The 26,429-nt window shown below is 71.4% G+C and carries 22 protein-coding genes; 15 read left to right on the top strand and 7 right to left on the bottom strand.

All coding sequences use genetic code 11. The features are described 5' to 3' along the window. Window positions 1-36 precede the first annotated feature (36 nt). Entirely contained in the window at window positions 37-2,442 is a 2,406-nt protein-coding gene (locus tag IF17_RS0128975) for an MFS transporter (RefSeq protein ID WP_030572023.1), read from the bottom strand. 220 nt (window positions 2,443-2,662) lie between these two features. Then, window positions 2,663-3,106 carry an SRPBCC family protein gene (locus IF17_RS0128970; protein WP_030572020.1) on the bottom strand — a complete coding sequence of 148 codons (444 nt, stop codon included), beginning with the start codon at window positions 3,104-3,106 and terminating at the stop codon, window positions 2,663-2,665. 149 nt (window positions 3,107-3,255) lie between these two features. On the opposite strand from IF17_RS0128970, the gene IF17_RS0128965 reads away from it, so the two are divergent. The 3 genes from IF17_RS0128965 (at window position 3,256) to IF17_RS0128955 (ending at window position 6,708) form a co-directional block, all read left to right on the top strand. Further along, on the top strand, window positions 3,256-4,290 hold the full coding sequence (locus tag IF17_RS0128965) for an Rv2578c family radical SAM protein (RefSeq protein ID WP_030572018.1): 1,035 nt from the start codon (window positions 3,256-3,258) through the stop codon (window positions 4,288-4,290). 188 nt (window positions 4,291-4,478) lie between these two features. Then, window positions 4,479-6,071, top strand: a complete 1,593-nt coding sequence (locus IF17_RS0128960) for an alpha/beta hydrolase (protein WP_030572016.1) — start codon at window positions 4,479-4,481, stop codon at window positions 6,069-6,071. Between the two features lie 64 nt (window positions 6,072-6,135). Further along, entirely contained in the window at window positions 6,136-6,708 is a 573-nt protein-coding gene (locus tag IF17_RS0128955) for a GNAT family N-acetyltransferase (protein WP_030572013.1), read from the top strand. On the opposite strand, the gene IF17_RS0128950 is transcribed toward IF17_RS0128955, so the two are convergent. Further along, a complete protein-coding gene (locus IF17_RS0128950) occupies window positions 6,686-7,258 on the bottom strand; it encodes an adenylosuccinate lyase (RefSeq protein WP_209437786.1) in 573 nt (190 codons plus the stop codon). The genes IF17_RS0128955 and IF17_RS0128950 overlap by 23 nt on opposite strands. Window positions 7,259-7,617: 359 nt before the next feature. Here IF17_RS0128950 and IF17_RS0128945 point away from each other — a divergent pair, with 359 nt between their 5' ends. Next, window positions 7,618-9,399 (top strand): 3-hydroxyacyl-CoA dehydrogenase family protein, encoded by a 1,782-nt coding sequence (locus IF17_RS0128945; RefSeq protein WP_030572006.1) that lies wholly within the window; start codon window positions 7,618-7,620, stop codon window positions 9,397-9,399. Between the two features lie 91 nt (window positions 9,400-9,490). Then, a complete protein-coding gene (locus IF17_RS0128940) occupies window positions 9,491-10,306 on the top strand; it encodes a TetR family transcriptional regulator (protein ID WP_030572003.1) in 816 nt (271 codons plus the stop codon). Here the strand turns inward: IF17_RS0128940 and IF17_RS0128935 are convergent. Further along, window positions 10,293-11,063: a restriction endonuclease gene (locus tag IF17_RS0128935; protein WP_030572000.1), complete on the bottom strand. Its 771-nt coding sequence runs from the start codon at window positions 11,061-11,063 to the stop codon at window positions 10,293-10,295. The genes IF17_RS0128940 and IF17_RS0128935 overlap by 14 nt on opposite strands. A gap of 134 nt (window positions 11,064-11,197) precedes the next feature. Between IF17_RS0128935 and IF17_RS0128930 the strand changes: the two genes are divergently transcribed. The 8 genes from IF17_RS0128930 to pssA all read left to right on the top strand — a co-directional run bounded on the left by IF17_RS0128930 (window position 11,198) and on the right by pssA (window position 20,127). Next, entirely contained in the window at window positions 11,198-12,004 is an 807-nt protein-coding gene (locus tag IF17_RS0128930; protein ID WP_030571998.1) for a GNAT family N-acetyltransferase, read from the top strand. Window positions 12,005-12,360: 356 nt separating this feature from the next. Next, window positions 12,361-13,698 carry a crotonyl-CoA carboxylase/reductase gene (ccrA, locus tag IF17_RS0128925; RefSeq protein WP_030571994.1) on the top strand — a complete coding sequence of 446 codons (1,338 nt, stop codon included), beginning with the start codon at window positions 12,361-12,363 and terminating at the stop codon, window positions 13,696-13,698. A 9-nt stretch (window positions 13,699-13,707) separates the two neighbouring features. Beyond that, window positions 13,708-15,720 (top strand): protein meaA, encoded by a 2,013-nt coding sequence (locus IF17_RS0128920; protein ID WP_030571991.1) that lies wholly within the window; start codon window positions 13,708-13,710, stop codon window positions 15,718-15,720. Beyond that, window positions 15,717-16,691, top strand: a complete 975-nt coding sequence (locus IF17_RS0128915; RefSeq protein WP_030571988.1) for an HpcH/HpaI aldolase/citrate lyase family protein — start codon at window positions 15,717-15,719, stop codon at window positions 16,689-16,691. Before IF17_RS0128920 ends, IF17_RS0128915 begins: the two co-directional genes overlap by 4 nt. Window positions 16,692-16,693: 2 nt before the next feature. After that, the gene (locus IF17_RS0128910; protein WP_010058362.1) at window positions 16,694-17,197 is read left to right on the top strand and encodes a MaoC family dehydratase; all 504 of its coding nucleotides are present in this window, start codon (window positions 16,694-16,696) and stop codon (window positions 17,195-17,197) included. Between the two features lie 49 nt (window positions 17,198-17,246). After that, window positions 17,247-18,452 (top strand): acyl-CoA dehydrogenase family protein, encoded by a 1,206-nt coding sequence (locus IF17_RS0128905; RefSeq protein WP_030571985.1) that lies wholly within the window; start codon window positions 17,247-17,249, stop codon window positions 18,450-18,452. A 180-nt stretch (window positions 18,453-18,632) separates the two neighbouring features. Further along, complete coding sequence (locus IF17_RS0128900; RefSeq protein WP_030571983.1) at window positions 18,633-19,280, top strand: phosphatidylserine decarboxylase; 648 nt, start codon at window positions 18,633-18,635, stop codon at window positions 19,278-19,280. Beyond that, the gene (gene pssA / locus IF17_RS0128895; protein ID WP_030571980.1) at window positions 19,267-20,127 is read left to right on the top strand and encodes a CDP-diacylglycerol--serine O-phosphatidyltransferase; all 861 of its coding nucleotides are present in this window, start codon (window positions 19,267-19,269) and stop codon (window positions 20,125-20,127) included. Before IF17_RS0128900 ends, pssA begins: the two co-directional genes overlap by 14 nt. 86 nt (window positions 20,128-20,213) lie before the next feature. Here the strand turns inward: pssA and IF17_RS0128890 are convergent, their stop codons facing one another. From IF17_RS0128890 to IF17_RS0128880, 3 genes are read right to left on the bottom strand one after another with little or no spacing between them, the layout of a single operon-like run. Further along, complete coding sequence (locus IF17_RS0128890; protein ID WP_030571977.1) at window positions 20,214-20,954, bottom strand: PIG-L family deacetylase; 741 nt, start codon at window positions 20,952-20,954, stop codon at window positions 20,214-20,216. A 22-nt stretch (window positions 20,955-20,976) separates the two neighbouring features. Then, a complete protein-coding gene (locus IF17_RS0128885) occupies window positions 20,977-21,600 on the bottom strand; it encodes a DUF1796 family putative cysteine peptidase (RefSeq protein WP_030571974.1) in 624 nt (207 codons plus the stop codon). An 11-nt stretch (window positions 21,601-21,611) separates the two neighbouring features. Further along, complete coding sequence (locus IF17_RS0128880; protein ID WP_030571971.1) at window positions 21,612-22,802, bottom strand: class I SAM-dependent methyltransferase; 1,191 nt, start codon at window positions 22,800-22,802, stop codon at window positions 21,612-21,614. Between the two features lie 441 nt (window positions 22,803-23,243). On the opposite strand from IF17_RS0128880, the gene IF17_RS0128875 reads away from it, so the two are divergent. Together IF17_RS0128875 and IF17_RS0128870 are read left to right on the top strand one after the other, a co-directional pair. Further along, a complete protein-coding gene (locus tag IF17_RS0128875) occupies window positions 23,244-24,086 on the top strand; it encodes a hypothetical protein (RefSeq protein WP_030571966.1) in 843 nt (280 codons plus the stop codon). Between the two features lie 38 nt (window positions 24,087-24,124). After that, window positions 24,125-26,308, top strand: coding sequence for a bifunctional serine/threonine-protein kinase/ABC transporter substrate-binding protein (locus tag IF17_RS0128870; protein WP_030571963.1), 2,184 nt, complete (start codon window positions 24,125-24,127; stop codon window positions 26,306-26,308). The last annotated feature ends 121 nt before the right edge of the window (window positions 26,309-26,429 follow it).

Raw genomic sequence — 26,429 nt, 5'->3', positions numbered from 1 at the left:
TACAGAACTCGTGGGCTCAGCCCATCCCCGTACGCCTCAGTCCTCGTGGCCCAGTTGGAGGTCCCGTTCCGTGCGGCCGCCGCCCGCCACCTGGAGCACCGTCGCGACCGGCGGGTACCCGGCGGCGATCACCGTGTACTCCCCGGACGACAGGTCCACGAACCGGAACGACCCGTCGGGCCCGGTGGTGAGGGTGTCCACCACGTTGCCCGCCGCGTCCAGCAGGGTGACCCGGGCGTCCTCGACCGGCCGGCCGCCGGTGGCCCGGACGACGCCGCGCAGCACGGCCCCGCCCGCCAGCTCGATGTCCTGCCGGGTCTCGCGGGCCGCCTGGACGCTGACCGGGAGGGCGGCGGGGCGGTAGGCGGGGGCGCTGGCGGCGAGGGTGTACTCACCGGCGACCAGCTCGGTGATGACGTAGCCGCCCTCGCGCCCGGTGCGGGTGGAGGCGACGACCTCGCCGCGTACGTCGGTGAGGGTGACGGCCGCGTCCCGCACGGGCACCCCGTCGGCGGTCAGGACGGACCCGGCGAGCCGTCCGGCGCCGCCGAGGACCACGTCCAGCTCTACGGGGCGGTCGCCCACGGTGACGCTGACGGCCTGCGGTTGGTGGCCGCCCGCCGCGGCGATGAGGACGTACCCTCCCGCGCCCGGGACGCTCAGCGCGTAACCCCCGTCCTCTCCGCTGGCCCCGCGCCCGACCTGCCGCCCCTGGACGTCGATGAGCGTGAGGGCGGCCCGCGCCACCTTCGTACCGTCCGGGTGCTGGACGCTGCCGCGCACGGGCACGCCGGTGAGCCTGGAAGGTTGGGTGCGAGCGGCGGGGATCGGTGAGGGCTCGGTGGCCGCTTCGGGGCTGTGGTGGGACACCAGCGGTTTCTCCTTGAGGAAGAAGGCGAGGATCAGGCCGAGGACGAGCACCGGCACGAGGTAGAGGAAGATGCGCGGCATCGCGTCGACGTACGCCTGGATGTAGGCGTCGCGCAGCGCGGGCTCCATCGCGTGGACGATCTGCGGGGTGATCGACTCGGGCGCGGGCAGCGTGGCGCCCGTGGGCAGCCGGAGGTCGAGGGCGTCGGAGAGCCGCCCGGCGAACAGCGTGCCGAAGATGGCGGCGCCGACGCTGCCGCCGATCTGCCGGAAGTAGTTGTTGGCGCTGGTGGCGGTGCCGAGGTCGGCGGGGCGTACGGAGTTCTGCACGGCGAGCACGAGGACCGACATGACCAGGCCGATGCCGGTGCCGAGGACGGCCTGCCAGAGGCTGTACTCCAGCCGGGAGGTGCCCCGCTCAAGACCCGAGAGCAGCCACATGCCGACGACGGAGACGGCGCTGCCGACGATGGGGTAGACGCGGTAGCGGCCGGTACGGGTGATGAGCTGGCCGGAGACGATGGAGCCGCCGACGATGCCGAGCATCATCGGGAGCATCAGTAGTCCGGACTCGGTGGCGCTGGCCCCGTCCACCATCTGGAGATAGGTGGGCAGATAGCTGGCCGCGCCGAAGAGTGCGATGCCGATGACCGCGCCGACGAGACCCGTGATGTTGAAGATCGAGTCGCGGAACAGCCGCAAGGGGATGATGGGTTCGGCCGCGCGGTGCTCGACGGCGACGAAGAGCAGCGTCGTGACGACGGCCCCCGCCGACAGGGCCAGGATGGTGCGCGAGCCCCAGGCGTACTCCGTTCCGCCCCAACTGGTCACCAGGACCAGGCAGGTGGAGGCGGCGGCCAGCAACACGGCTCCCAGGACGTCGAGTCGGGGGCGTACGGCGGGCTTGGGGAGCTTCAGCACGACCGCGATCACGGCGAACGTGACCAGTCCGAACGGCACGTTGATGTAGAAGCACCAGCGCCAGGAGGCGTGGTCGGTGAAGAAGCCGCCGAGCAGCGGACCGGCCACCGAGGCGAGGCCGAAGACCGCGCCGATGAGGCCCATGTAGCGGCCGCGCTCCCGGGGCGGGACGATGTCCGCGATGATCGCCTGGACGCCGATCATGAGACCGCCGCCGCCGATGCCCTGGAGCGCGCGGAAGGCGATCAGCTCGTCCATGGTCCGCGACCAGCCGGCCAGCGCGGAGCCGATGACGAAGACGACGATCGCGAACTGGAAGACGCCCTTGCGGCCGAAGAGGTCGCCGAGCTTTCCGTAGAGCGGCAGGACGATCGTGGAGGCGAGGAGGTAGGCGGTGACCGCCCAGGACATCTTCTCCAGGCCGTGCAGCTCACCGACGATTCTGGGCAGGGCTGTGGCGACGATCATCTGGTCGAGCGCCGCGAGCAGCAGGGTGAGCATGAGCCCGAGGAAGACCATGCGCACCTGGCGGGGGCTGATCTCCTCGGCCGCCGGGTGCGGGACGGCGTCGGCCGGTGGTGGCGGCGGCTCCCCCACGGGAGCTGCCGCACCGTCCGGCTCGTCCTTCACCAGCGTGATACCGCCCACCACGTAACGCTCCCCTTCGTCGCACCTGCGCCGCCCTTTCTCGCATCGCGTGGCAAGGCGGGGCAAACGGGATGAGGGGGGCGCAGGGCGCGTACGAAGGGCTTATGCCCCGGTCGGAGCCGCTACGGCGCACAACCGGCCGCCCCGGAAAACCACCCGTTCCGGTGAGGCCGGCCGACCGGCGGGAGCCGGGCCGTTCGAGGGCCCGGCGTCCGCGCGGGACCTACTTCTCGACCTCGGTGGCGAGGTTCTGGAGCAGCTCGTCGTAGATCCGGCCGAGGCCCTTGGGGGCGAAGGTGCGCTCGAAAAAGCCGCCGATGCCGCCCGCGCCGTCCCAGACCGTGGTGACGACGGCCTTGGACTTGCCCTCACCGGCGGGAGTGACGACCCAGGTGGTGACCATGGAGGAGTTGCGGTCCTTCTCGACGAGCTGGCCGTCGGTCGGCTCGGTGACCTCCAGCAGGCAGTCGCGGACGCGCTTGCTGGTCGCCTGGAGCTTCCAGTGGACGAGGGTGCCCTCGCCGTCGCCGCCCTCCCGGACCTCGTACTCACTGAAGTGCGCGGTCAGCACCTTGCCGCGGACGTCCTTGTAGTCGGCCAGCGCGTCGAACACCGCCTCTGCGTCCGCCGCGATGATCCGCTCCGTGGTGGCCTCGACCTGCGCCATGGCTGTTCCTCCAGCAGTCCGTAATTCCGGGGGGTGAGCTGAGCCAACCACCTCGGGTGCGCCGTTCAAAATCGAGGCCGGCGGACCGGTCCGCACGATCAAGGGAACAAGTGTTCTATTCTGTGGCCAGTGCTACCGAGGAGGCGTCCATGCGCTGGGACAATCTGGTCGAAAACAGCCCCATGACCGGCAACAGCGCGCTCTTCGCCGCGGACGCGGTGACCACGCGCACCTTCGACACCCCCGAATTCCGGGGCATCACGTTCCACGAGATCCGGGCCCGTTCGATCCTGAACCGGGTGCCCGGGGCCTCACGGATGCCGTTCGAATGGACGGTGAACCCCTACCGGGGCTGCTCGCACGCCTGCGTGTACTGCTTCGCCCGCAAGACGCACAGCTATCTGGACCTGGACACCGGCATCGGGTTCGACTCCCAGATCGTCGTCAAGATCAACGCCGCCGAGCTGCTCCAGCGGGAACTGGCCTCCCGGCACTGGCAGGGCGAGCACATCGCGATGGGCACCAATGTCGACTGCTACCAGCGGGCGGAGGGCCGGTACCGGCTCATGCCGGGCATCATCGCCGCCCTGCGCGACCGCGCGAACCCCTTCTCGATCCTGACGAAGGGCACGCTGGTCCTGCGGGACCTGGAGCTGCTGCGGCAGGCCGCCGAGGTGACCGAGGTCGGCGTCTCGGTCTCGGTCGGCTTCACCGACCGCGAGCTCTGGCGCACGGTCGAACCCGGCACCCCCTCCCCCGGCCGCCGCCTCGACGTCGTCCACGCCCTCACCGAGAGCGGGATCGGCTGCTCGGTCCTGATGGCCCCGGTCATCCCGTTCCTCGGTGACAGCCCGGAGCAGCTGCGCGCCACCGTCTCCGCCATCGCGGCGGCCGGGGCGACCTCGGTGACCCCGCTGGTCCTGCATCTGCGCCCCGGCGCGCGCGAGTGGTACCTGCGGTGGCTCGGGCTCCACCATCCGCATCTGGTGCCGAGGTACGAGCGGATGTACGCGGACGGGGCGTACGCCCCCACCTGGTATCAGCGCCGGATCACCCGTCAGGTGCACGAGCTGGCGGACGAGTTCGGGATCGGCCCGGCCCACCGGGGCGAAGCCCGCCGGATCACCCCGGTACGGACGCCGGAGGAGCCGGAACCGGGACCGACGCAGCTCACCCTGCTCTGACGCCGTGGAACACGCCCCTCACCCTGCTCTGACGCCGTAGAAGACGCCCCCCGCCCCTCCCGCAGACCCGATCGCGTGACCGTACGGGTCAACTCCGCGCGGAATCGGCCCCCGGCCCGTGGATCTCGGGGACCATGCGGCGGGGACCGGCCGACCGCCGCCGCGTCCCCTCCACCTCGGGAGGCCCCATGACGAAACGTGCAGGAATTCTGGTCGCCGCCGGTGCGACGGTCGCCGGTCTGCTGGCCGCCGCTCCGGCCCCGGCCGCCGCCTCGGGAGCGAGCGCGCCGCCCGCTCCGAAGCTCGCGTGGACCGACTGTCCGACGGAGAACCATCCGACGCTCCAGTGCGCCAAGGTCGACGCCCCGCTGGACCACGCCGACCCCTCGGGCCGCCGGGTCACCCTCGCCCTGTCCCGCATCCCGCACACCGCGAAGACCTTCCAGGGCCCGCTGCTGGTCAACCCGGGCGGGCCGGGCGGCAGCGGCCTGTCGATGGCCGGGTTCGTGGCCTCGGCGCTGCCGAAGAAGGTGGCGTCCCAGTACGACGTGATCGGCTTCGACCCGCGCGGCGTCGGGAAGAGCACCCCGAAGCTGAACTGCCTGCCCGGCCACTCCGACCCGGTGCGCCCGGACTCGGTGCCCGCCTCCTTGCGGGACGAGCGGGTCAACCGCGACCGGGCCGCCGCCTTCGCCCGCGCCTGCGGCGAGAAGCACGGCGATGTGCTGCCGTACATGGACACCGTCAGCGCCGCGAAGGATCTCGATGTGATCCGCCGGGCGCTGGGTGCGCAGCAGATCAACTACTTCGGCTACTCGTACGGCACCTACCTCGGCGCGGTCTACGCGAAGCTGCACCCGGAGCGGGTGCGGCGCCTGGTCCTGGACTCGGTGGTCGGGCCCGACGACGTCTGGTACCAAGGCAACCTCAACCAGGACTACGCCTTCGACGACCGCCACAAGGCGTTCGCGGCCTGGGTGGCGAAGCACGATGCCACGTACGGGCTCGGCACCGACCCGGCCGGGGTCGAGGCCGCCTGGTACCGGATGCGCGCGGCCGTCGCGGCGGATCCGGTCGGCGGCAAGGTCGGGGCGAGCGAACTGGAGGACACCTTCCTGCCCGGCGGGTACTACAACGGCTACTGGCCCTACCTCGCCGAGGCGTTCGCCGCGTATGTGAACGACCAGGACACCGAGGCGCTGGTCGAGGCGTACGAGAACTTCGGCGCGACCGGCACCGGCGGCGACAACAGCTACTCCGTCTACACCGCCGTCCAGTGCCGCGACGCCGGCTGGCCCCGGCACTGGAGCACCTGGCGCAACGACACGCGCCGGATCCACGACAAGGCGCCCTTCATGGCCTGGAACAACACCTGGTACAACGCCCCGTGCGCCGACTGGCCGGTGGCGCCGCTCTCCCCGGTCCAGGTGACCAACGACCGCCTCCCGGCGACCTTGATCCTCCAGGCGACGGGCGACGCGGCGACCCCGTACGCGGGCGCGGTCTCCATGCACCGCAAGCTGAAGGGGTCCAGCTTCGTGGTGGAGGAGGGCGGCGGCAACCACGGCATCACGCTCAGCGGCAACGCCTGCCTGGACAAGCACCTGACGGCCTATCTGACCGACGGGACCGTCCCGCGCGGCCGGGGCGAGGGCGAGGCGGACGCGGTCTGCGCGGCCCTCCCGGACCCGAAGCCGCTGCCGGCGGCGAAGGCGGCGGCCCAGTCGGTGGACAACAGCGCGGGCAGCCGCCTGCACGGGCTGCTGGGGCCGCGCCACTAGGAGCGGGCCGCCACAGAAGAAATCCACGGGCGGCGGGCGAGGGGGTGGGCGAGGATGGCCCGGCATGAGGCACTCCACCACTCCCCCGCTCCCCCCGCCCCCGCCCGGCACCACGATCCGTGACATGCGGATCGAGGACTGCGCGGCGGTCGCCACGATCCGGGTGCGCGGCTGGCAGCACGCCTACCGCGGCCTGCTGCCGCAGCCGTATCTGGACGGGATGGACATCGCCGAGGAGACCGGGCTGCGGCGCAGGTACTTCGAGGAGCGCGGCGAGACCGTCAACGTGGTGGCCCAGCGGCCGGACGGCACGGTGACCGGCTGGGCCTGCACCGGCCCGCACCGCGCCGAGGGCCGCCCGCTCCCCGGACGCGAGCTGTACGCGATCTACGTGCTGCCCGAGCACATCGGGACCGGGACCGGCCGCGCGCTGCTGGCCGAACTGACGGCCCGGGCCGTCGCCGCGGGCCACCCGCAGATGGCGCTGTGGGTGCTGCGGGAGAACGCGGCGGCGCGCCGGTTCTACGAGCGGGCCGGGTTCGGGCCGGACGGGGCCGAGGACCGGTTCCGGGCGGGCGGGGTCCTGGTGACCGAGGTGCGCTACGTACGCCCGCTCAGGCCCCCGGCAGCCGGCTGAGCGCCTCCTCCGCCGCCGCCCCCAGCCGTGGATGCGGGAGCGCCGCCGTGAGGACCGGGCGAGCGCGGCCGTCGCCGAGCCGGCCGAGCCCCTCGACGCAGGCCAGCGCCACCCGCCAGTGCGGCTCCCCCGGGGCCAGCAGCCGGCGGAGGGTGCCGACCAGGGCGGGGACGGCCTCCGGGGCCCGCAGGGTGGTGAGCAGGCGGACCGGGTGCAGGGCGTACGCGGTGCGCAGGGTGTTGGTGGCGAGCGCGGCGGCGGCCCGGGGCGTGCGGGGGTCGTTCAGCTCGGCCAGGGCGTGGGCGGCGGAGACGCAGCGCTCGGGGTCGCGGTGGTTGAGCAGGAGCACCAGCGCCTCGAATGCCCGCCGGTCGCCCGCGCAGCCGAGCCGGAACGCGGCGATCTCCCGGGCCCACAGGGGGCGCCCGGGCTCCACCAGGACGCGGGCGAGCATCTCGTTGTCGTCGGTCGCCGCCAGCAGGTCGTACGCGGCGGACCCGGCCGCCTCGTCCCGTAACCGGTCCAGGAGCGAACGGAGTTCCTCATCCATGACGCTCAGCGTATCGATGAACACGCTGCGTGGGGGGCGGGCCGGGAAAGGCGATGTGGTCCAGCGCACAAAGACTCAGGGGTGGCGCGCTCGTTACTGGCCGGTTAATCTCATCTGAGCGGGAACACACTCCCCGCGACTCCGGTGGCCTGGTGACGCAGCCACCCGGAGTGCTTGTCGGTTCGGCAGTTCCAGTGCGACGCGACTCCGGGACAGAGTCCGTCACCCTTCCTGGCCGGGCGCGCTTCCCGCGCCCCGCCACCGCGCTTCACGACACGCATCCGCGCATGCCCTCGCGCCGCTCCCTCATCGCCGCGCGCGCCTGCTCCCACAGTCGTCACTCACCCTGGAGTCCCGTGATGGACACCCCGCTCTCCACCATTGCCGTCGTCGGCCTCGGCACCATGGGCACCGGCATCGCCGAGGTCCTGGCTCTCGCGGGCCGCGAGGTCATCGGTATCGACATCAGCGAGGCGGCCGCCCGGCAGGCCGTCACCTCCCTCGAAGCCTCCACCGCACGGGCCGTCGGGCGCGGGCGGATCACCGAGCAGGAGCGGACCGACGCGCTCGCCCGGTTCCGTACGTACGACACCCTCCAGGCCGCCACCGAGGCGGAGCTGGTCATCGAGGTCGTGCCGGAGACATACGAGATCAAGCAGCAGGTGTTCCGGGAGCTGGACGGCGTCGTCTCCCCCACCGCGATCCTCGCCACCGGCACGAACGCCCTGTCGGTGACCCGTCTCGCCGCCGAGTCGCTCCACCCCGAGCGCGTGCTCGGCCTGCACTTCTTCAACCCGGCGCCCGCGATGAAGCTGGTCGAGGTCGTCTCCTCGGTGCTGACCGCGCCGCCGGCCGTCGAGGCCGTCACCAAGCTGGCCCGGGAGCTGGGCAAGGAGCCCGTCGCGGTCGGCGACCGGCCCGGGTTCGTCGCGGACGGGCTGCTCTTCGGCTATCTCAACCAGGCCGCCGCGATGTACGAGGCGAACTACGCGTCCCGCGAGGACATCGACGCCGCGATGAAGCTGGGCTGCGGGCTGCCCATGGGTCCTCTCGCCCTGCTGGACCTGATCGGCATCGACACCGCCCGCACGGTCCTGGAGGCCATGTACGCCGAGTCCCGCGACCGGCTGCACGCCCCGGCCCCCGTCCTCGGGCAGCTCAGCAGCGCGGGCCTGACCGGGCGCAAGGCCGGACGCGGCTTCTACACGTACGACGGACCGGGCGGCCAGGAGGTCGTGCCCGACGCCCTGACCCCGTCCCCGGAGGCGGCGGCCGGTGACGGGCGCTCCATCGCCTCCGTCGGGGTCGCGGGCTCCGGAACCATGGCCTCCGGCATCGCCGAGGTCTTCGCCAAGGCCGGGTACACCGTGGTCCTGGCGGCACGCGGCCAGGAGAAGGCCGACCTCGCCAAGGCCCGGATCGCCAAGTCGCTGGAGCGGTCGGTCAGCAAGGGGCGGCTCACCGCCGAGGCGCGGGACGAGACGCTGGCGCGGATCACGGCCGCCGGGTCGCTGGACGCCTTCGCGGAGGTCGACCTCGCCGTGGAGGCGGTCGCCGAGGACCTGGAGATCAAGCAGCAGCTCTTCGCCACCCTGGACAAGGTGTGCCGCCCCGGCGCGGTCCTCGCCACCACCACCTCCTCGCTGCCGGTCATCGCCATCGCGCGGGCCACCGGTCGGCCCGAGGACGTCATCGGGATGCACTTCTTCAACCCGGCGCCCGCGATGAAGCTGGTCGAGGTCGTCCGTACGGTCCTGACCGCCGACGATGTGCACGCCACGGTCCGCGCGGTCTGCACGAAGATCCGCAAGCACCCGGTGGACTGCGGGGACCGGGCCGGGTTCATCGTGAACGCGCTGCTCTTCCCTTACCTCAACAACGCGATCAAGATGGTCGAGGAGCACTACGCCTCCCTCGACGACATCGACGCGGCGATGAAGCTGGGCGGCGGCTACCCGATGGGCCCGTTCGAACTGCTGGACGTGGTCGGGCTGGACGTCTCGCTCGCCATCGAGAAGGTGCTGCACAAGGAGTTCCGCGACCCGGGGCTCGCTCCGGCGCCGCTGCTGGAGCACCTGGTGGCCGCGGGCTGCCTCGGCCGCAAGACGGGCCGGGGCTTCCGCGAATATGCCCGTCGCTGATCCGGGGGCCGGGTGGGGCGGGCTGCTGGGACCCTCCGGCTCCCCGCCCCCGAAGGCGCGCTCTCCTGCACGGATGCGTTACGTTCATGCCATGTCCCAGCCCGCCAAGTCACCCCGTGCCACCGCCGCGTCCGACGCCCCGGAGACCCCCGCGGGAACGCGCGCCGCGGCCCAACGGCTCAAGATGCGCCGCGAACTGGCCGCAGCCGCGATGGAGCTCTTCGCCACGAAGGGGTACGAGGCGACGACCGTCGACGAGATCGCGGGCGCCGCGGGTGTCGCCCGGCGGACCTTCTTCCGGCACTTCCGCTCCAAGGAAGAGGCCATCTTCCCCGACCATGACGACACCCTCGTCAGGGCCGAGGCCGTCCTGAACGCCGCGCCCGCGCACGAGCACCCCCTCGACACGGTCTGCCGCGGCATCAAGGAAGTCATGAAGATGTACGCGGCCAAGCCCGCCGTCTCCGTGGCCCGTTACAAGCTCACCCGCGAGGTGCCGACCCTCCGCGAGGCCGAGATCGCGTCGGTGGCCCGCTACGAGCGGCTGTTCACCCGTTATCTGCTGGGCCACTTCGACGAACGCGACCACCACGTGGGCAACGACGACCCGCTGCTGGCGGAGGTGGCCGCGTCCGCCGTGGTCACCGCGCACAACCATGTGCTGCGCCGCTGGCTCCGGGCGGACGGCCAGGGCGATGTGGAGGCCCAGCTCGACCGGGCCTTCGCCATCGTGCGCGACACCTTCGGCACCGGCATCGGGGCGGGCCGGACCGCGCAGTCCGAGCCCGCCAAGACCCCGGCGGCGACGGTGGCCACGGAGGGCGAGGTGCTCGTCGCGGTGGCGCGTACGGACGCCCCGCTGGACGAGGTCATGCGGACGATCCAGCAGGCGCTCAAGGAGCGCTGACCCCGGCGGCCGACTCCTCGGCCGCGACCCACGGCGGCGGCGCGCCGCCCTCGCTCCAGGCGGCCAGCTCCTCCGGGCCGTAGCAGAGGATGGCGCACTGCTCGGCGTAGTCCAAGGCGGGTTCGGTGAAGCCGCCGGTGGAGACCACGAGCGCGATGTCCGCCTCGTGGACGGCGTAGCAGGTGCCGCCGAAGCGCTGGAGGTCCTGCGATCCGGCCCGGTTCTCCGGCCCGTACCGCTTGCACTGGACGACCAGGCGGCGGCCGTCCGGGGTGGTGGCCACGACGTCGGCGCCCAGGTCTCCGGCGCCGCCCACCACCTCGGCGTCCGCGCAGCCGTCGCGCCGGCAGAGTTCGGCCACGGCCTCCTCGAAGGCGTACGGGTCCAGCTGGGCGTAGTCGACCGGATGGGCGACCACCTCCGGGGGCTCGGGGCGCTGCTCCGCGCGCGCGGCCTCGGCGGCGTCCAGCTCCGCGAGGCCCGCGTCGACGATCCCGTAGGCGGCCTCCGTGACGGTCTCCGCGATCCGCCGGGCCCGTCGGCGGCGGCGCAACACCAGAAGGGCCGCGACGAGGAGCAGGGCGATCACGAGCACGGCGGCGACCGGATGGCGTCCGGCGCTCCGCCAGGCGGCCCGCAGGGCCATCCCGCCGCCCGCGAGGATCAGCGCGATGAGAGCGAAGCCGAAGGTGGTGCGGCGGAGGTCGAAGGGGCCCCGGCGCCGGTGGATGCTCCCTCTGCGGATCGGTATCGCCATCGCTGTCCCACCCCTGCCTTCCGGACCACTTCAAGATCACTTGGTTCCGCACATCTGCCCCGCGCCGCTCTTTCGACGCGCGTGAGGGCCGAAAACCGCTGGTCCGCCGATCACCGCTGTGCTGAGGTGCGCGGATGCGATCACCTGAGAACGTCATCGAGACCCGTGCCCTGTTCGACCGTGAGATGCGGCAGCACGCCCGCCCGGACGGACCCGGCGTACGCGTCGAGCGCGCCGGCCCCGTCGTACGCCAGGTGGGCGGGCCTGACGACTGGAACGGGGTGGTGTGGTCGGACCCAGGGCTGGACGCGGCCGGGGCCGATGCCGCCATCGCCGCGCAGATCGAGCACTGTACGGCGCTCGGCCTGCCGGATTTCGAGTGGAAGCTGTACGCGCACGACCGCCCCGCCGACCTGGGCGACCGGCTGCGGGCCGCCGGGTTCGAGCCGGAGGAGCCGGAAACGCTGCTGGTGGCGCCGGCCGGACTGCTGGCCGGGCCGGTGGAGTTGCCCGAGGGGGTGGCCCTTCGGCCGGTGACCGACGAGGCGGGGGCGGAGCTGATGGCCCGGGCCCATGAGCGGGCGTTCGGGACCGACGGGGCCCGTCTCCTCCACCAGGTGGTGAAGCGGCTGGAGGAGGCCCCCGAGGAGTTCGTGGCGGTGATGGCCGTGGACGCCGAGGGGGAGCCGGTCTGCTCGGGGCGGATGGAGCTGTACCCGGGCACGGGCTTCGCCGGGCTCTGGGGCGGCGGGACGGTGGCCGCCTGGCGCGGGAAGGGCATCTACCGGGCCCTGGTCGCCCACCGGGCCCGGATCGCCGCCGAGCGCGGCTACCGCCACCTCCAGGTCGACGCGACCGACATGTCCGCCCCGATCCTGCGCCGGCTCGGCTTCACGGAGCTGGGGACGACGACGCCGTATGTGTACCGACCCGCTCGCTGACCGCACGCCAGCAGGACAGAACGTCTCGTAACGCCCATCGTGTTGCTCATGCGTGCCTACGAGATGACAAGTGAGAGAAATTGTTGGCACTGGGTGCCTTGTCAGGTGTCACGGAGTGCCATACGTTGAAGGTGTCCGGGCGGCCGGCGTGCTGGGATCTCACGTACGCCGGCTGTCCCCGCAACCACCGTGCTGCGCGCCCGGACGCCTGCGTCACAGGCACCCTTCTGCTCCACCCGAGCAAAGCCGAAGCTCCACCCGCCGAACCGACGGCAAACACCTCCACACCGCACCGCACCCCTGCCAGCAGGGCCCCTCAAGCGTTCCCTCGACGCCGCATCACCGGAGGCAACACCGTGAAGGAAATCCTGGACGCGATTCAGTCGCAGGACAGCACGGCCGCGGACTTCGCGGCCCTGTCCCTCCCCGAGTCCTACCGCGCGATCACCGTGCACAAGGACGAGGCGGAGATGTTCGCGGGGCTCGAATCCCGCGACAAGGACCCCCGCAAGTCGCTCCACCTGGACGAGGTCCCGGTCCCCGAACTCGGCCCCGGCGAGGCCCTCGTCGCCGTGATGGCCAGTTCGGTGAACTACAACTCCGTGTGGACCTCGATCTTCGAGCCGGTGTCGACGTTCAGCTTCCTGGAGCGGTACGGGAAGCTCAGCGAGCTCACCAAGCGCCACGACCTGCCGTACCACGTCATCGGCTCGGACCTGGCGGGCGTCGTCCTGCGCACCGGTCCCGGCGTGAACGCCTGGAACCCGGGTGACGAGGTCGTCGCGCACTGCCTCTCCGTCGAGCTGGAGTCCTCCGACGGGCACAACGACACGATGCTCGACCCCGAGCAGCGCATCTGGGGCTTCGAGACCAACTTCGGCGGCCTGGCGGAGATCGCGCTCGTCAAGTCCAACCAGCTGATGCCCAAGCCCCAGCACCTCAGCTGGGAGGAGGCGGCGGCTCCGGGCCTGGTCAACTCCACCGCGTACCGCCAGCTCGTCTCGCGCAACGGCGCGGGCATGAAGCAGGGCGACAACGTGCTGATCTGGGGCGCCAGCGGCGGCCTCGGCTCCTACGCCACCCAGTTCGCGCTGGCCGGCGGCGCCAACCCGATCTGTGTGGTCTCCAGCCCCGAGAAGGCCGACATCTGCCGGTCGATGGGCGCCGAGGCGGTCATCGACCGCAACGCCGAGGGCTACAAGTTCTGGAAGGACGAGCGCACCCAGGACCCCAAGGAGTGGAAGCGCTTCGGCAAGCGCATCCGCGAGTACACCGGCGGCGAGGACATCGACATCGTCTTCGAGCACCCCGGCCGCGAGACTTTCGGCGCCTCGGTCTACGTCACCCGCAAGGGCGGCACCATCACCACCTGCGCCTCCACCTCGGGCTACATGCACGAGTACGACAACCGCTACCTGTGGATGTCCCTCAAGCGGATCATCGGCTCCCACTTCGCCAACTACCGCGAGGCCTGGGAGGCCAACCGCCTCATCGCCAAGGGCAAGATCCACCCGACGCTCTCCAAGACGTACACCCTGGAAGAGACGGGCCAGGCCGCCCACGACGTCCACCGCAACGCCCACCAGGGCAAGGTCGGCGTCCTGGCCCTGGCACCCCGCGAGGGTCTGGGCGTGCGCGACCAGGAAATGCGCGAGCAGCACATCGACGCCATCAACCGCTTCCGCAACGTCTGAGGTTCTCCCATGACCGAACGTCAGAAGGACCGGCCCTGGCTCATGCGGACGTACGCCGGTCACTCGACCGCCGAGGCGTCCAACGAGCTGTACCGCCGCAACCTCGCCAAGGGCCAGACGGGTCTCTCGGTCGCCTTCGATCTGCCGACGCAGACCGGATACGACCCGGACCACATTCTCGCCCGCGGCGAGGTGGGCCGCGTCGGTGTTCCCGTCTCGCACCTCGGAGACATGCGCCGGCTGTTCCAGGACATCCCCCTGGAGCAGATGAACACCTCGATGACGATCAACGCGACCGCCATGTGGCTGCTGGCGCTCTACCAGGTGGTCGCGGAGGAGCAGGGGGCCGACCCCACCAAGCTCCAGGGGACCACGCAGAACGACATCGTGAAGGAGTACCTCTCGCGCGGGACGCACGTCTTCCCGCCGGTGCCCTCGCTGCGGCTGACCACGGACATGATCACGTACACGGTCAACCGCATCCCCAAGTGGAACCCGATCAACATCTGCAGCTACCACCTCCAGGAGGCGGGGGCCACCCCGGTCCAGGAGATCGCGTACGCCATGTCGACCGCCATCGCGGTGCTCGACGCGGTCCGCGACTCGGGCCAGGTGCCCGAGGAGAAGTTCGGTGATGTGGTCGCCCGGATCTCGTTCTTCGTGAACGCGGGCGTCCGCTTCATCGAGGAGATGTGCAAGATGCGCGCCTTCGGCCGCATCTGGGACCGCGTCACCCGTGAGCGGTACGGCATCACCGACCCCAAGCAGCGCCGCTTCCGCTACGGCGTCCAGGTCAACTCCCTCGGCCTGACCGAGGCCCAGCCGGAGAACAACGTCCAGCGCATCGTCCTGGAGATGCTGGCCGTCACCCTCTCCAAGGACGCCCGCGCCCGCGCGGTGCAGCTCCCGGCCTGGAACGAGGCGCTGGGGCTGCCTCGGCCCTGGGACCAGCAGTGGTCACTCCGTATCCAGCAGGTGCTGGCGCACGAGAGCGATCTGCTGGAGTACGAGGACATCTTCGCCGGTTCGCACGTCATCGAGGCCAAGGTGGAGTCCCTGGTCGAGGAGTCGCTGGCGGAGATCGACCGGATCCAGCAGATGGGCGGCGCGATGGCGGCCGTCGAGTCCGGTTACCTCAAGTCGGAGCTGGTCTCCTCGCACGCGGCGCGGCGGGCCCGGATCGAGGGCGGCGAGGAGAAGATCGTCGGCGTCAACATCTACGAGACGACCGAACCCAACCCGCTCACCTCCGACCTCGACGGCGCGATCATGACCGTCGACCCCGAGAACGAGGCCCGGGTCGTCGCCGCCCTGCACGAGTGGCGGGACAACCGCGACGAGGCCCGGGCGACGGAGGCCCTGGCCGCGCTGAAGAAGGCCGCGGCGGGCACCGAGAACATGATGGAAGCCACCGTCGAGTGCGCCCGCGCGGGCGTCACCACCGGCGAGTGGTCCTGGGCGCTGCGGGACGTCTTCGGCGAGTTCCGCGCGCCCACCGGGGTCTCCTCGGCCCCGGTCGCGGTCACCGCCGAGCCGGGCAGCACGCTCGCGCTGGTCCGCGAGAAGGTCACCCGTACCGCCGCCGACCTGGGCGTGGGACGGCTGCGCCTGCTGGTCGGCAAGCCGGGTCTGGACGGGCACTCCAACGGGGCCGAGCAGATCGCCGTACGGGCCCGGGACGCCGGGTTCGAGGTGGTCTACCAGGGGATCCGGCTGACCCCCGAGCAGATCACCGACGCGGCGCTCGCCGAGGACGTGCACTGCGTGGGGCTCTCCATCCTCTCCGGCTCGCACGCGGAGCTGGTCCCCGACGTCCTGCACCGGCTGCGCGAGGCCGGGGCGCCGGACATCCCGGTGATCGCGGGCGGCATCATCCCGCCGGCCGACGCCGCGGCGCTCATCGAAGCCGGTGTGGCCGCCGTCTTCACCCCGAAGGACTTCGGCATCACGGAGATCATCGGCCGTATCGTCGACGAGATCCGGAAAGCGAACAAGCTCGACCCTCTGGAGGTCTCCGCATGACCACGCCCACCACCCCCGTGAACCGGCTGCGCCCCCGGCGTTCGTGTCTGGCCGTGCCGGGTTCCAACCCGCGCTTCCTGGAGAAGGCCCAGGGCCTCCCGGCGGACCAGGTCTTCCTGGACCTGGAGGACGCCTGCGCGCCGCTCGCCAAGGAGGGCGCCCGCCACCACATCGTGGACGCGCTGAACAACGGTGACTGGAGCGGCAAGACCCGGGTCGTGCGGGTCAACGACTGGACGACGCACTGGACGTACCGGGACGTCATCACGGTCGTCGAGGGCGCCGGCCCCAACCTCGACTGCATCATGCTGCCGAAGGTCCAGGACGCCCAGCAGGTCGTGGCGCTGGACCTGCTGCTGACCCAGATCGAGAAGACGATGGGCTTCGAGGTCGGGAAGATCGGCATCGAGGCGCAGATCGAGAACGCCAAGGGCCTGGTGAACATCGACGAGATCGCCGCCGCCTCGCCCCGTCTGGAGACGCTGATCTTCGGCCCGGCCGACTTCATGGCGTCGATCAACATGAAGACCCTGGTCGTCGGCCAGCAGCCGCCCGGCTACCCGGCGGACGCGTACCACTACATCCTGATGCGCATCCTGATGGCGGCCCGTACGCACGATCTCCAGGCGATCGACGGCCCGTTCCTCCAGATCCGTGACGTGGACGCCTACCGCGAGGTGGCCGGCCGTGCCGCCGCCCTCGGGTTCGACGGCAAGTGGGTGCTGCACCCGGGCCAGGTCGACGCGGCCAACGAGGTGTTCTCGCCCTCGCAGGAGGACTACGACCACGCCGAGCTGATCCTCGACGCCTACGACTGGTGCACCTCCGAGGAGGGCGGCAAGAAGGGCTCGGCGATGCTCGGCGACGAGATGATCGACGAGGCCAGCCGCAAGATGGCCCTGGTCGTCGCGGGCAAGGGCCGGGCCGCCGGAATGCAGCGCACCTCCAAGTTCGAAGCCCCGGAGGCCTGATCATGCAGTTCGGACGCACTTTTGAGGAGTTCGAGGTCGGTGCCGTCTACAAGCACTGGCCCGGAAAGACGGTCACGGAATACGACGACCACCTCTTCTGCCTGCTGACCATGAATCACCACCCGCTCCACATGGACAGCAACTACGCGGAGAAGACGACCGACTTCGGGAAGAACGTCGTCGTCGGGAACTACATCTACTCGCTTCTGCTCGGCATGTCGGTGCCGGACGTCTCCGGAAAGGCCATCGCCAACCTGGAGGTCGAATCGCTCAAGCACATCGCGCCGACCTTCCACGGCGACACGATCTACGGCGAGACGACCGTGCTGGACAAGACCCCGTCGAAGTCCAAGAACGACCGCGGGATCGTGTACGTGGAGACCAAGGGCTACAAGCAGGACGGCACCGTGGTCTGCGTGTTCCGGCGCAAGGTGATGGTCCCCACCGAGACGTACATCAAGGAGCGCGGCGGAGAGCAGCCCGGCCGCCCGACGCCCGCCAAGTAACTGTGTGAAGCCTTAAGGCCATCCGCGTGAAGCCACAGGAGAAGCAGCCATGACGCGACTCGCCCAGACCGCCGGTCTGAACGACATCCAGCGGGAAATCCTTTCCACGGTCCGGGATTTCGTCGACAAGGAGATCATTCCGGTCGCGACCCAGCTGGAGCACCGCGACGAGTACCCCACGGAAATCGTGGAGGGGCTCAAGGAACTCGGCCTGTTCGGGCTGATGATCCCCGAGGAGTACGGGGGTCTGGGAGAGTCGCTGCTCACCTACGCGCTGTGCGTGGAGGAGATCGCCCGCGGCTGGATGAGCGTGTCCGGCATCATCAACACGCATTTCATCGTGGCCTACATGCTCAAGCAGCACGGCACCCAGGAACAGAAGGACACGTTCCTGCCGAGGATGGCGCTGGGCGAGGTGCGGGGCGCCTTCTCGATGTCGGAGCCGGCGCTCGGCTCGGACGTCTCGGCGATCACGTCGAAGGGCGTCAGGGAAGGCGACGAGTACGTCCTCAACGGCCAGAAGATGTGGCTGACGAACGGCGGAACCTCCACGCTGGTGGCCGTTCTCTGCCGAAGTGACGAAGGCCACCCCGAGGGCACCGCGCCCCACAAGTCGATGACGACCTTCCTCATCGAGAAGGAGCCCGGCTTCGGAGAGGTCCGGCCCGGTCTGACCATCCCCGGGAAGATCGACAAGATGGGCTACAAGGGCGTCGACACGACCGAGCTCATCATGGACGACCTGCGCATTCCGGCCAATCGCGTGCTCGGGGGCACGACCGGTCGAGGGTTTTACCAAATGATGGACGGTGTCGAGGTCGGCCGGGTGAATGTCGCCGCGCGTGGTTGCGGCGTCGCTCAGCGTGCATTCGAGCTGGGTGTTTCGTACGCCCAGCAGCGCCACACCTTCGGCAAGCCGATCGCTCAGCACCAGGCGATCCAGTTCAAATTGGCCGAAATGGCCACCAAGGTCGAAGCCGCCCATGCGATGATGGTGAATGCAGCACGCAAAAAGGACTCCGGGGAGCGTAACGACCTGGAGGCAGGGATGGCGAAGTACCTCGCCTCCGAGTACTGCAAGGAAGTCGTCGAGGACGCCTTCCGTATCCACGGCGGTTACGGCTTCTCCAAGGAGTACGAGATCGAGCGCCTCTACCGCGAGGCGCCGATGCTGCTGATCGGTGAAGGTACCGCCGAGATCCAGAAAATGATCATTGGCCGGCGACTCCTGGAGGAGTACCGATTCCAGGGCTGATTGTCCGATTCAGGGTGATTTGGTGGCGAAGAACATCACACCGGGTCACCCTCGGCGGGCGGCGTTCGACAGTCCGACTCGGCTGCTGGCTTGCCCAGTTGCGCCCGGCAACCGATAGCATCTTCGGAAAGCCGCCGTCCCCCGTTGCCAGCGCGGCATCATCCGCTACGAAGGTCATTCATGCCCGACAGCCCTACCTCCGCAAACCGCGGCGGGGTCCGCATCGCCCGCGGAGCATCGCCGTGGCTCCTCCCGACCGTCGCCACCGCGGCCCTCAGCCTGGTCCGCGCCCGCAAGTCCGGGCGCTGGGCAGCAGCGGCCGTGCCCACCACCGCGCTCGCGGCGGGCATGCTGTGGTTCTTCCGTGACCCCGAGCGCGAGATCGCCGAAGGCCGGATCATCTCGCCGGCCGACGGTGTGGTGCAGAGCATCATGCCGTGGAAGGACGGGCGCACCCGGGTCGCGATCTTCATGAGCCCGCTCAACGTCCACGTCAACCGCGCGCCGCTGGCGGGCACCGTGACGTCGGTCGAGCACATCCCGGGCGGGTTCGTTCCGGCGTTCAACAAGGAGAGCGAGAACAACGAGCGCGTTGTCTGGCACTTCGACACCGAGCTCGGCGACATCGAGATGGTGCAGATCGCGGGAGCGGTCGCCCGTCGGATCGTGCCGTACCTCCCGCAGGGCACGAAGGTGGAGCAGGGCGAGCGCATCGGCCTGATCCGCTTCGGTTCGCGCGTCGACATCTACCTTCCGGAAGGTATCGATGTCGCGGTCGAGGTCGGCCAGGCCACTACCGCGGGGGTGACTCGAATTGACCGTAGTTGATCCCGATACCCAGGCCGACTGGGTTCCGGAGGCCGGTGAGGCGAGCGACACGGACGCGGAGGACATGCCGCTCTCGATGCGGCTGTCGATAGCGGACACGCTCACTCTCGGTAACGCCACGTGCGGATTCATGGCGGTGTACTTCACCACCACCGGGATCCTCATCCCGCACCTCACGGGCAGCGAGGAGACGGGCATGGCCCGCCACTCGGCGGCCACCGCCGTGATCCTCATGCTGATGGCGGCGATCTTCGACCTCTTCGACGGGCTCGTGGCACGCAAGCTGCGCTCCTCGCCGATGGGGGCCGAGCTGGACAACCTCTCCGACCTCATCAGCTTCGGGCTCGCCCCGGCCTACTTCGTGCTCGTGTACGGGATGGTCGCGGACGACGCCCATCAGCGGGTGTCGGCGCTGGCGGCGATCGTCGTGCTGCTGGCGGTGGTGCTCAGGCTGGCCAGATTCTCCTGTGTGACCTTGAAGGACGGCATGTTCCAGGGCATGCCGAGCCCCTTCGGAGCGCTGACGGTCGTCTCGATCGTGCTCCTGGAGCTGCCCTTCGTCCCGACGCTGCTCGCGATCATCGGGGTGGCGTGGCTGATGGTGAGCCGGGTCGAGTACCCCAAGCCGCGGGGCATCCTCGCGGTGGCGATGCTCAGCTGGATCGTCGGCGCGATGGGGCTGCTCGCCGCGTGGGCGTTCGACGCGCCGGGCGGTCAGCTGCTGCTCCAGACCGGCTGTGCGCTCCAGGTCGTCCTCGGTGCGGTGATCCCGCTCTTCGCCACGGCGCGACGGGTCAACACGTTCCGTGACAACCGGCGCGAGGCACGGGCGGCGCAGCTGCCGTAGCGGTACGGGCACTGCGGTACGCATGCAGTACAGGGCGAAGGCCCGGATGCTCCCCGGCATCCGGGCCTTCGTGCGTTCCCGGACGCTCAGCCCTTCGGCTCCAGGCTCCAGATCAGCTCGGCGCGCAGGGGGCCGGTGCGGGCGAGGAAGGTGCCGTGGTCGGGGGCGAGGGCGGCGAGCTGGGAGGCGTGGCTGAGGACCGCCGCGCGCTTGGCCGCCCACTGCTCGTCGGAGAGCACCAGCTCGCGCTCGACGGTGACCCGGTGGCGGCGGGTGAGCTCCTGGTAGGCGGTCCCCCACTTCTGGCTGGCGGCCAGCGCCCCGGACGCCTCGGGCGTGCCCCACTCGGGCAGGTGCCCGGTGTAGGGCAGGTCGGCGTAGACCCAGGGGGCGGGGGCGCAGGCCGCGGCGAGGGCGCGTTCGGCGCGGATCCGTACGGCCTCGTGGTCGGGCTGGTTGGTGCCGAGCGGGACGAGGACCTGGGTGGTGGGCGCGAGGCCGCTCAGGAGGGCGTCCAGAGCGTCCGGGCCCTCGCCCTCGGTGACGTACGGGCCGTCGGGGTGGTCGATGAGGACCTGCTCGGCGCCGAGCAGCTCGCAGGCGCGGGCGTCCTCGGCGCTGCGGACCCGGTGGGCCTCGGCGGCGGTGGTGAAGCCGCAGACGCTGTCCCACCAGGAGACGGGGGACCCGGGCGGCGGGGGCCCGCCGTGGACGGTGACGACGGCGAGGGGGCCGGGCAGGGTGGGCAGGAGCCCGGCGAGGGAGAGCGCGGCGTCGTCGAAGTGCGGGGAGACGACGAGGGTGCGCCAGGGGGGCGGTACGGGCACGGTTCCTCCGGAAAGAAGCGGGTCAGGATGCTGCGGGGGCCCTGGGGATGTCCAGGGCGGCCAGGGCGGCGTCCCAGGCCGCGTCGCTGCCCTCCCAGCGGCCGGGCTGGGCGGCGACGGTGGACCAGGTGACCCCGGGCGGGAGGGCGGCGGCGTCCTCCGGGGGCGTTCGGCGCAGCCAGAGGAGATCAAAGGCGTGGTCCGGGTAGCGGGAGCGCAGGAGGCCGTGCAGGGCCGCCAGGTCGCCGGGGCCGCTCTCGTCGAACGCGTCGTGGTGGACGTACAGGACGCGGGAGCGGGAGGCCGTCAGGGCCCGCCAGCGGTCGGCGAGGTACGCGAACTTCTCCCGGACCCCCGGATACTGCTCGGCAACGATGTCAGGGGTCAGCGGAGTGCCCTTCGGAGCGTTGAAGTCGTGGAAGAAGCGAATGTTCGAGCCCCGGTCCCGTACGCACAGGCCGTTGCTGAAGGGTTCGCTCAGTCCGGGGCGCAGCACGTTGGCGAAGTCGGCCGCGATGATCTCCCGTACGGCGACGAGGTCGAGGTCGAGCCAGTCGAAGAAGTGGGCCCGGTCCTGGCCGGTGATGCGGCGGAGCTGGTAGGTGGACTCGCAGTGGTAGCCGAGCCCGACGCAGACGTCGTACATGGCCGACTCCGTCAGGGGCCGGTGCGGCGCAGCAGGACGCCGATGCTGCCGCGTTTGCTGAGGTAGGCGCGGCCGCCGCAGACCGTCTCCAGCGCCGGGGCTACCAGCGGGGTCTCGCCGGCCTTCTCCCAGTGCGGGGCGCTCTCCAGCCAGGGGGTCAGCCGGGTGGCGAGCGTCTCGGGTTCCAGGGCGACGAAGACCAGGTCGGCCGGGAGCCGGTCGAGCAGGGCGAGATCCTGGCCGTAGTAGAGCATCTCGATCAGGAGGTAGGCCGCCCCGGGGAGCTCCGGCCGGGCGGCCAGCTCCTCCAGGGAGGCGGGGTGGACCCGGGCGGTGTCACCGACGGCGTCGGTCAGCCGCCGGCGGAAGGCGGGGTTGGGTTCGGTCGCGTGGACGGTGAAGCCCTTCTCCGCGAGCCGGGTGGTGAGCGCCCCTTCGCAGGCGCCGACCTCGATGAGGGGACCGCTGCCGGGCGGACAGTGCTCGGCGATCCAGGCGACGGTGCGGTCCAGCCGCTCCGCCTCGTACGCGGAGGTGGCGAACTCCCACGGGTCGGGCACGGTGGCCGCGTCCTCGTCGAGGCTGGCCAGGAGGGCGAACAGCCGCTCGCGCTCCTCCGCGGGACCGGCCTCGAAGAACCGCTCGGTGGCATGGACCCGGCCGGTCTGGATCACGTACTCGGCGGAGTCGGTGCGCAGCAGGTGGCCGCAGTGCCGGTTGACGAAGGCGAGCTTGGCCTCGACCCCGGCGCGGTCCAGCGACCGGTCGAGGTCGCTGATGAACTGGAGATACGGGGAGTGGCCGACGGCGTGCAGGACGGGCGGCCCGCCCGGGGCGACGGCAGCGGCGGCGTCCCGGCCGAGGCGGCCTCTGCTGCGGCGGGTGTCGGCGGGCGAGTGGGTCCAGAGCCGGGCCTCCGCGCCCCGGGCCGCGGCCTCGATCAGGCCGGCCAGCGCCTCCGTTCCCGGCGAGGCGGCGCTCTCGTCGACGGGCCGGATGTGCCGGGCGACGGCGGCGAGGCGTTCGGTGGGAGGCAGGCCCGCCGGGAGGACCAGGTGCTCCGCGGTGTCGCCGAGCAGGACATGGACCTCATGGACCTCATGGCCCCCGTCCTGGCGGTGGCGGGGCTCGGGGGCGGTGAGCACGGAGAGGAAGTCCAGTACGGCGTCCTCGGCCCTGAGCACGGCCACGATGTCGATCACGGGATGGATCCCCTCAGCAGGACGCGGGCAAGCGACGGAAACACGGACCGGAACGGAACGGCCCGCAGCCCGGCGGCCCCGGGTCCGGAGTCGAGCTAACCACCGACCCCTCAGGTGGTCCAGACCAATTTTCCGCCGAACACGGAACCCGTACAGGGTGGTTACGCGGCGCCCGAGCGCCCGCTGCCGCCCCTGCCGTACGGGAGTTCCGCCCGCCCGCCATGGCCTGATTTCAGCCACCGGGGTGTGGGGGCGGCGGCGCATACCACGCCCTACTCCCCCGCACCAGAGGCCAACCCCTCCCGGTGGCTGAGAAGTTCCGGCAGGGGGATGAGTACCGGGTTCCCGTCAACCCGGCGCGCCGGGCTTCTAGAATCGCCTCGCACCCGACGCCCCGACGTCTCGGGCGGGGCGCGGGGCAGGGGGGACGACGGGGGTCCGATGATGACGAAGCACAGACGCAACGCGGCACGTGTGGTGGCGGTCGCGGCGGCGGGGGTCCTGCTGGCGGGCTGCGGGAGTTCGGGGGCGAAGACCGGGGAGGATCCGAAGCCGTCGAACTCCGTGCGGCAGGCCGGGGAGTCGGTGGATCCGTCAGGAACGCCCGATCCGAAGAAGCCCGGGGAGACCAAGGAGCCGGGTGCGCTGCCGAGCGCGTACGAGTTCACTCCGGACCCGGCACGGGTGCCGAGGACGGCGGCGGAGGCCCGCAGGCTGACCCGTAACGCAGCGCTCGGGGAGAACGACTGGACGGCGGGGATGGTGCGCGGGACGCCGTACGAGACCGCCGGGACGTGGACCGTGCTGGCCGATTCCTGTGTCTGGAGCCGGAGCGCGCTGCCCGACGGAGTGCTCGACTCGTTCACCCGGCGGCTCGACGTCCCGGCCCAGGACGGCAAGGGGCGGGTGAAGGGGTCGGTGACCGTGACGGTGCACAAGACCGTCGAAGGTGCCGACCGGGAGATCAAGGACACGGTCCAGGAGAGCTTCCGGTGCCCGGCGCAGGAGTTGGGCGGCGGACAGCGGCTGAGCGGGCTGATGTCGTTGCAGTTCGACCAGAAGGACGTGCGCAACGCGGACGCCTCGCTGTTCGAGGCGGGCAAGTACACCGGGCCCGGTTCGGGCGGGACCCAGGACTACGTCTGGTCCAAGTCCCGGATCGGTCCGGTCACGACGGCCGTCTCGGTCAAGGGCGCGAAGGGCTACCAGAACTCCGACCTGCTGCGGATCGCCGCCGAGGGCGGCGCCAAGGTGCTCTACCGCGTCGAGCTGGAACTGAAGTGACCGCGAGACCGGTCCTGAACGAAAGGCCCTGAGCGCTGATGGAACCGCTCCGTTCCACGGACCCGGCACGGATCGCCGGGTACCGCATCCTCGGCCGGCTCGGCGCCGGGGGCATGGGCGTGGTGCTGCTGGGCCGGTCGCCCGGCGGCGCGCTGGTGGCCATCAAGCTGATCCGGGCCGAGTACGCGGACGACACCGGGTTCCGCACCCGGTTCCGGCGTGAGGTGGCGATCGCCCGGCAGGTGCGCAACCGGTGGGCGGTGCCGGTGGTCGACGCCGACACCGAGGCGGCGGCGCCGTGGCTGGCCACCGAGTTCGTGCCGGGGCCGCCGCTGAGCGAGGCGGTGGGGGGCGGGGCGCCGCTGCCCGAGCGCAGTGTGCGGGCGCTCGGTTCCATGCTGGCGGAGGCGCTGGAGGCCGTCCACGGGGCGGGGCTCGTCCACCGGGACGTGAAGCCCGGGAACGTGCTGCTGGGTCTGGACGGGCCCCGGCTGATCGACTTCGGGATCGCGCGGGCGCTGGACGACACGGTCCTGACGGCGACGGACGCGATCGTCGGATCGCCCGGCTTCCTCTCGCCGGAGCAGGCGCAGGGGCGGCGGATCGGCCCGCCGAGCGACATCTTCTCGCTGGGCTGTGTCCTGGTGTACGCGGCGACCGGCGGGCGGCCGTTCGGCAGCGGCCCGGTCGAGGCGATGCTCTTCCGTACGGTGCACGACCCGGCGGACCTGGGTGCGCTGCCGCCGGGGCTGCGGCCCGTGGTGGAGGGGTGCCTGTCGAAGGAGCCGGAGGGGCGGCCGACCGCCGGGGACATCCGGCGGGCGTTCGCCGAGGACACCTCGGGCGGCAGCTGGCTGCCCGGTCCGGTGACCCACCTGATCGCCGAGCGCTCGGCGCGGATGCTCGCCCTGCCCGACATCGAGGCGACGAGCCTGGACGCCGGTTCCACGGTGGAGACGGGCGCGACCGGCGCGACCGGCGCCGGGAGCCGGGATACCACCGCCGTCCCGGCCTCCCCCGGCCGCCGGCGCTTCCTCGCGTACGTCACGGGCGGCGCGGTCCTCGCGGCGGCGGGCGGGACCACCGCCTGGCTGGCCACGGCGTTCGGGGACGAGAAGGACCCGGACGGGAACGGCAAGGGGGACGGCGACAAGGCGGCGGCCGCCCGGCCGGAGCTGCACATCGGGTTGCAGGCCGACCTCAGCGGCCCGTCGGCGGCGATCGGCAAGGGCCAGGAGCGGGCGGCGCTCCTGGCGGTCGAGGAGCACAACGCCAGCAAGGACGCGCCGTTCACGCTGCGCCTGGTCCCGGCCGACGACGGCGGAGTGGAGGCGCGGGCGACGGCGGCGGTGCGGCGGTTCGCCGAGGACCCGCTGCTGGTGGCGGCGATCGGGGCGACCGGCGCGGACGCGGCGCGCGAGGCGCTGGTGGCGTACGACGAGGCGGCGCTGCCGCTGCTCAGCGTGGTGGACGGGGACACCAGGAACCTGAACCGGATCTTCCTCTGCGCCCGGCCGCGCAACGACATGCAGATGCTGCCGGTGGCGCAGTTCTTGGGCGCGTACGAGATCGACACCGTGGCGCTGGTGGACGACGGGACCGAGTACGGCCGCCAGACCACGCGGTTCCTGGACGCGGGGCTGCGGGGCAACGGCCGGACGGTCCTCGCGGAGACGGTGCGGGAGGGCACCCGTGACCTGGACGCGGAGGCGGAGCGGATCGTCGCGAGGAAGCCGGGGGCGGTGGTGTACGGCGGCGGGTGGCGGGACGCGGGGCGGTTCGCGCGGGCGCTGACGAAGGCGGGGTTCCTCGGGCCGAAGATCGGCACCCAGGCCGTGCACGATCCCCGGTTCCTGGCGGAGGCGGGCGAGGACGCGGCGGGGTGGCTGGTCGTGTCGACGGCCGCCGACCCCGCCTCCGTACCCTCCGTGCACCCCTTCGCCGCCGCGTACCGCAAGCGCTTCGACAGCGCGCCTCCGCTGCTGGCCGCCGAGGCGTACGACGCGGTCGGGCTGATCGCGGCCTGCGCGGAGGGGCTGGGCCGGGAGAGCGTGACGCGGCAGGACATGCTGCCCGTGCTGCGGTCGACGCGGTACAAGGGCGTGTCCAAGAGCTATGCGTTCGAGCCCGCCAACGGGATGTACACGGGCACCGGGGTCTTCATCTACCGCGTGGAGCGGGGGCGTTTCCGGTACATCGGGATGGACGGCCGGGAGGTCTGATCAAGTCGGCCGCCCCGGAGGCCTGTTGAGGGCCCGTCCGGCGTGAAAGGCCGTCACATCCCACCCGGAGTCGCTAATTTGAGCGCCCAGGGCAATATTTTGCGCATCGGCATAGACTTCC

Origin of the sequence: Streptomyces cyaneofuscatus, assembly GCF_000718135.1 — a bacterium.
GTDB classification, from domain to species: Bacteria; Actinomycetota; Actinomycetes; order Streptomycetales; family Streptomycetaceae; genus Streptomyces; species Streptomyces cyaneofuscatus.
Note: the sequence above shows the minus strand (reverse complement) of the source record. Positions and strands in the feature narration are given on the sequence as shown.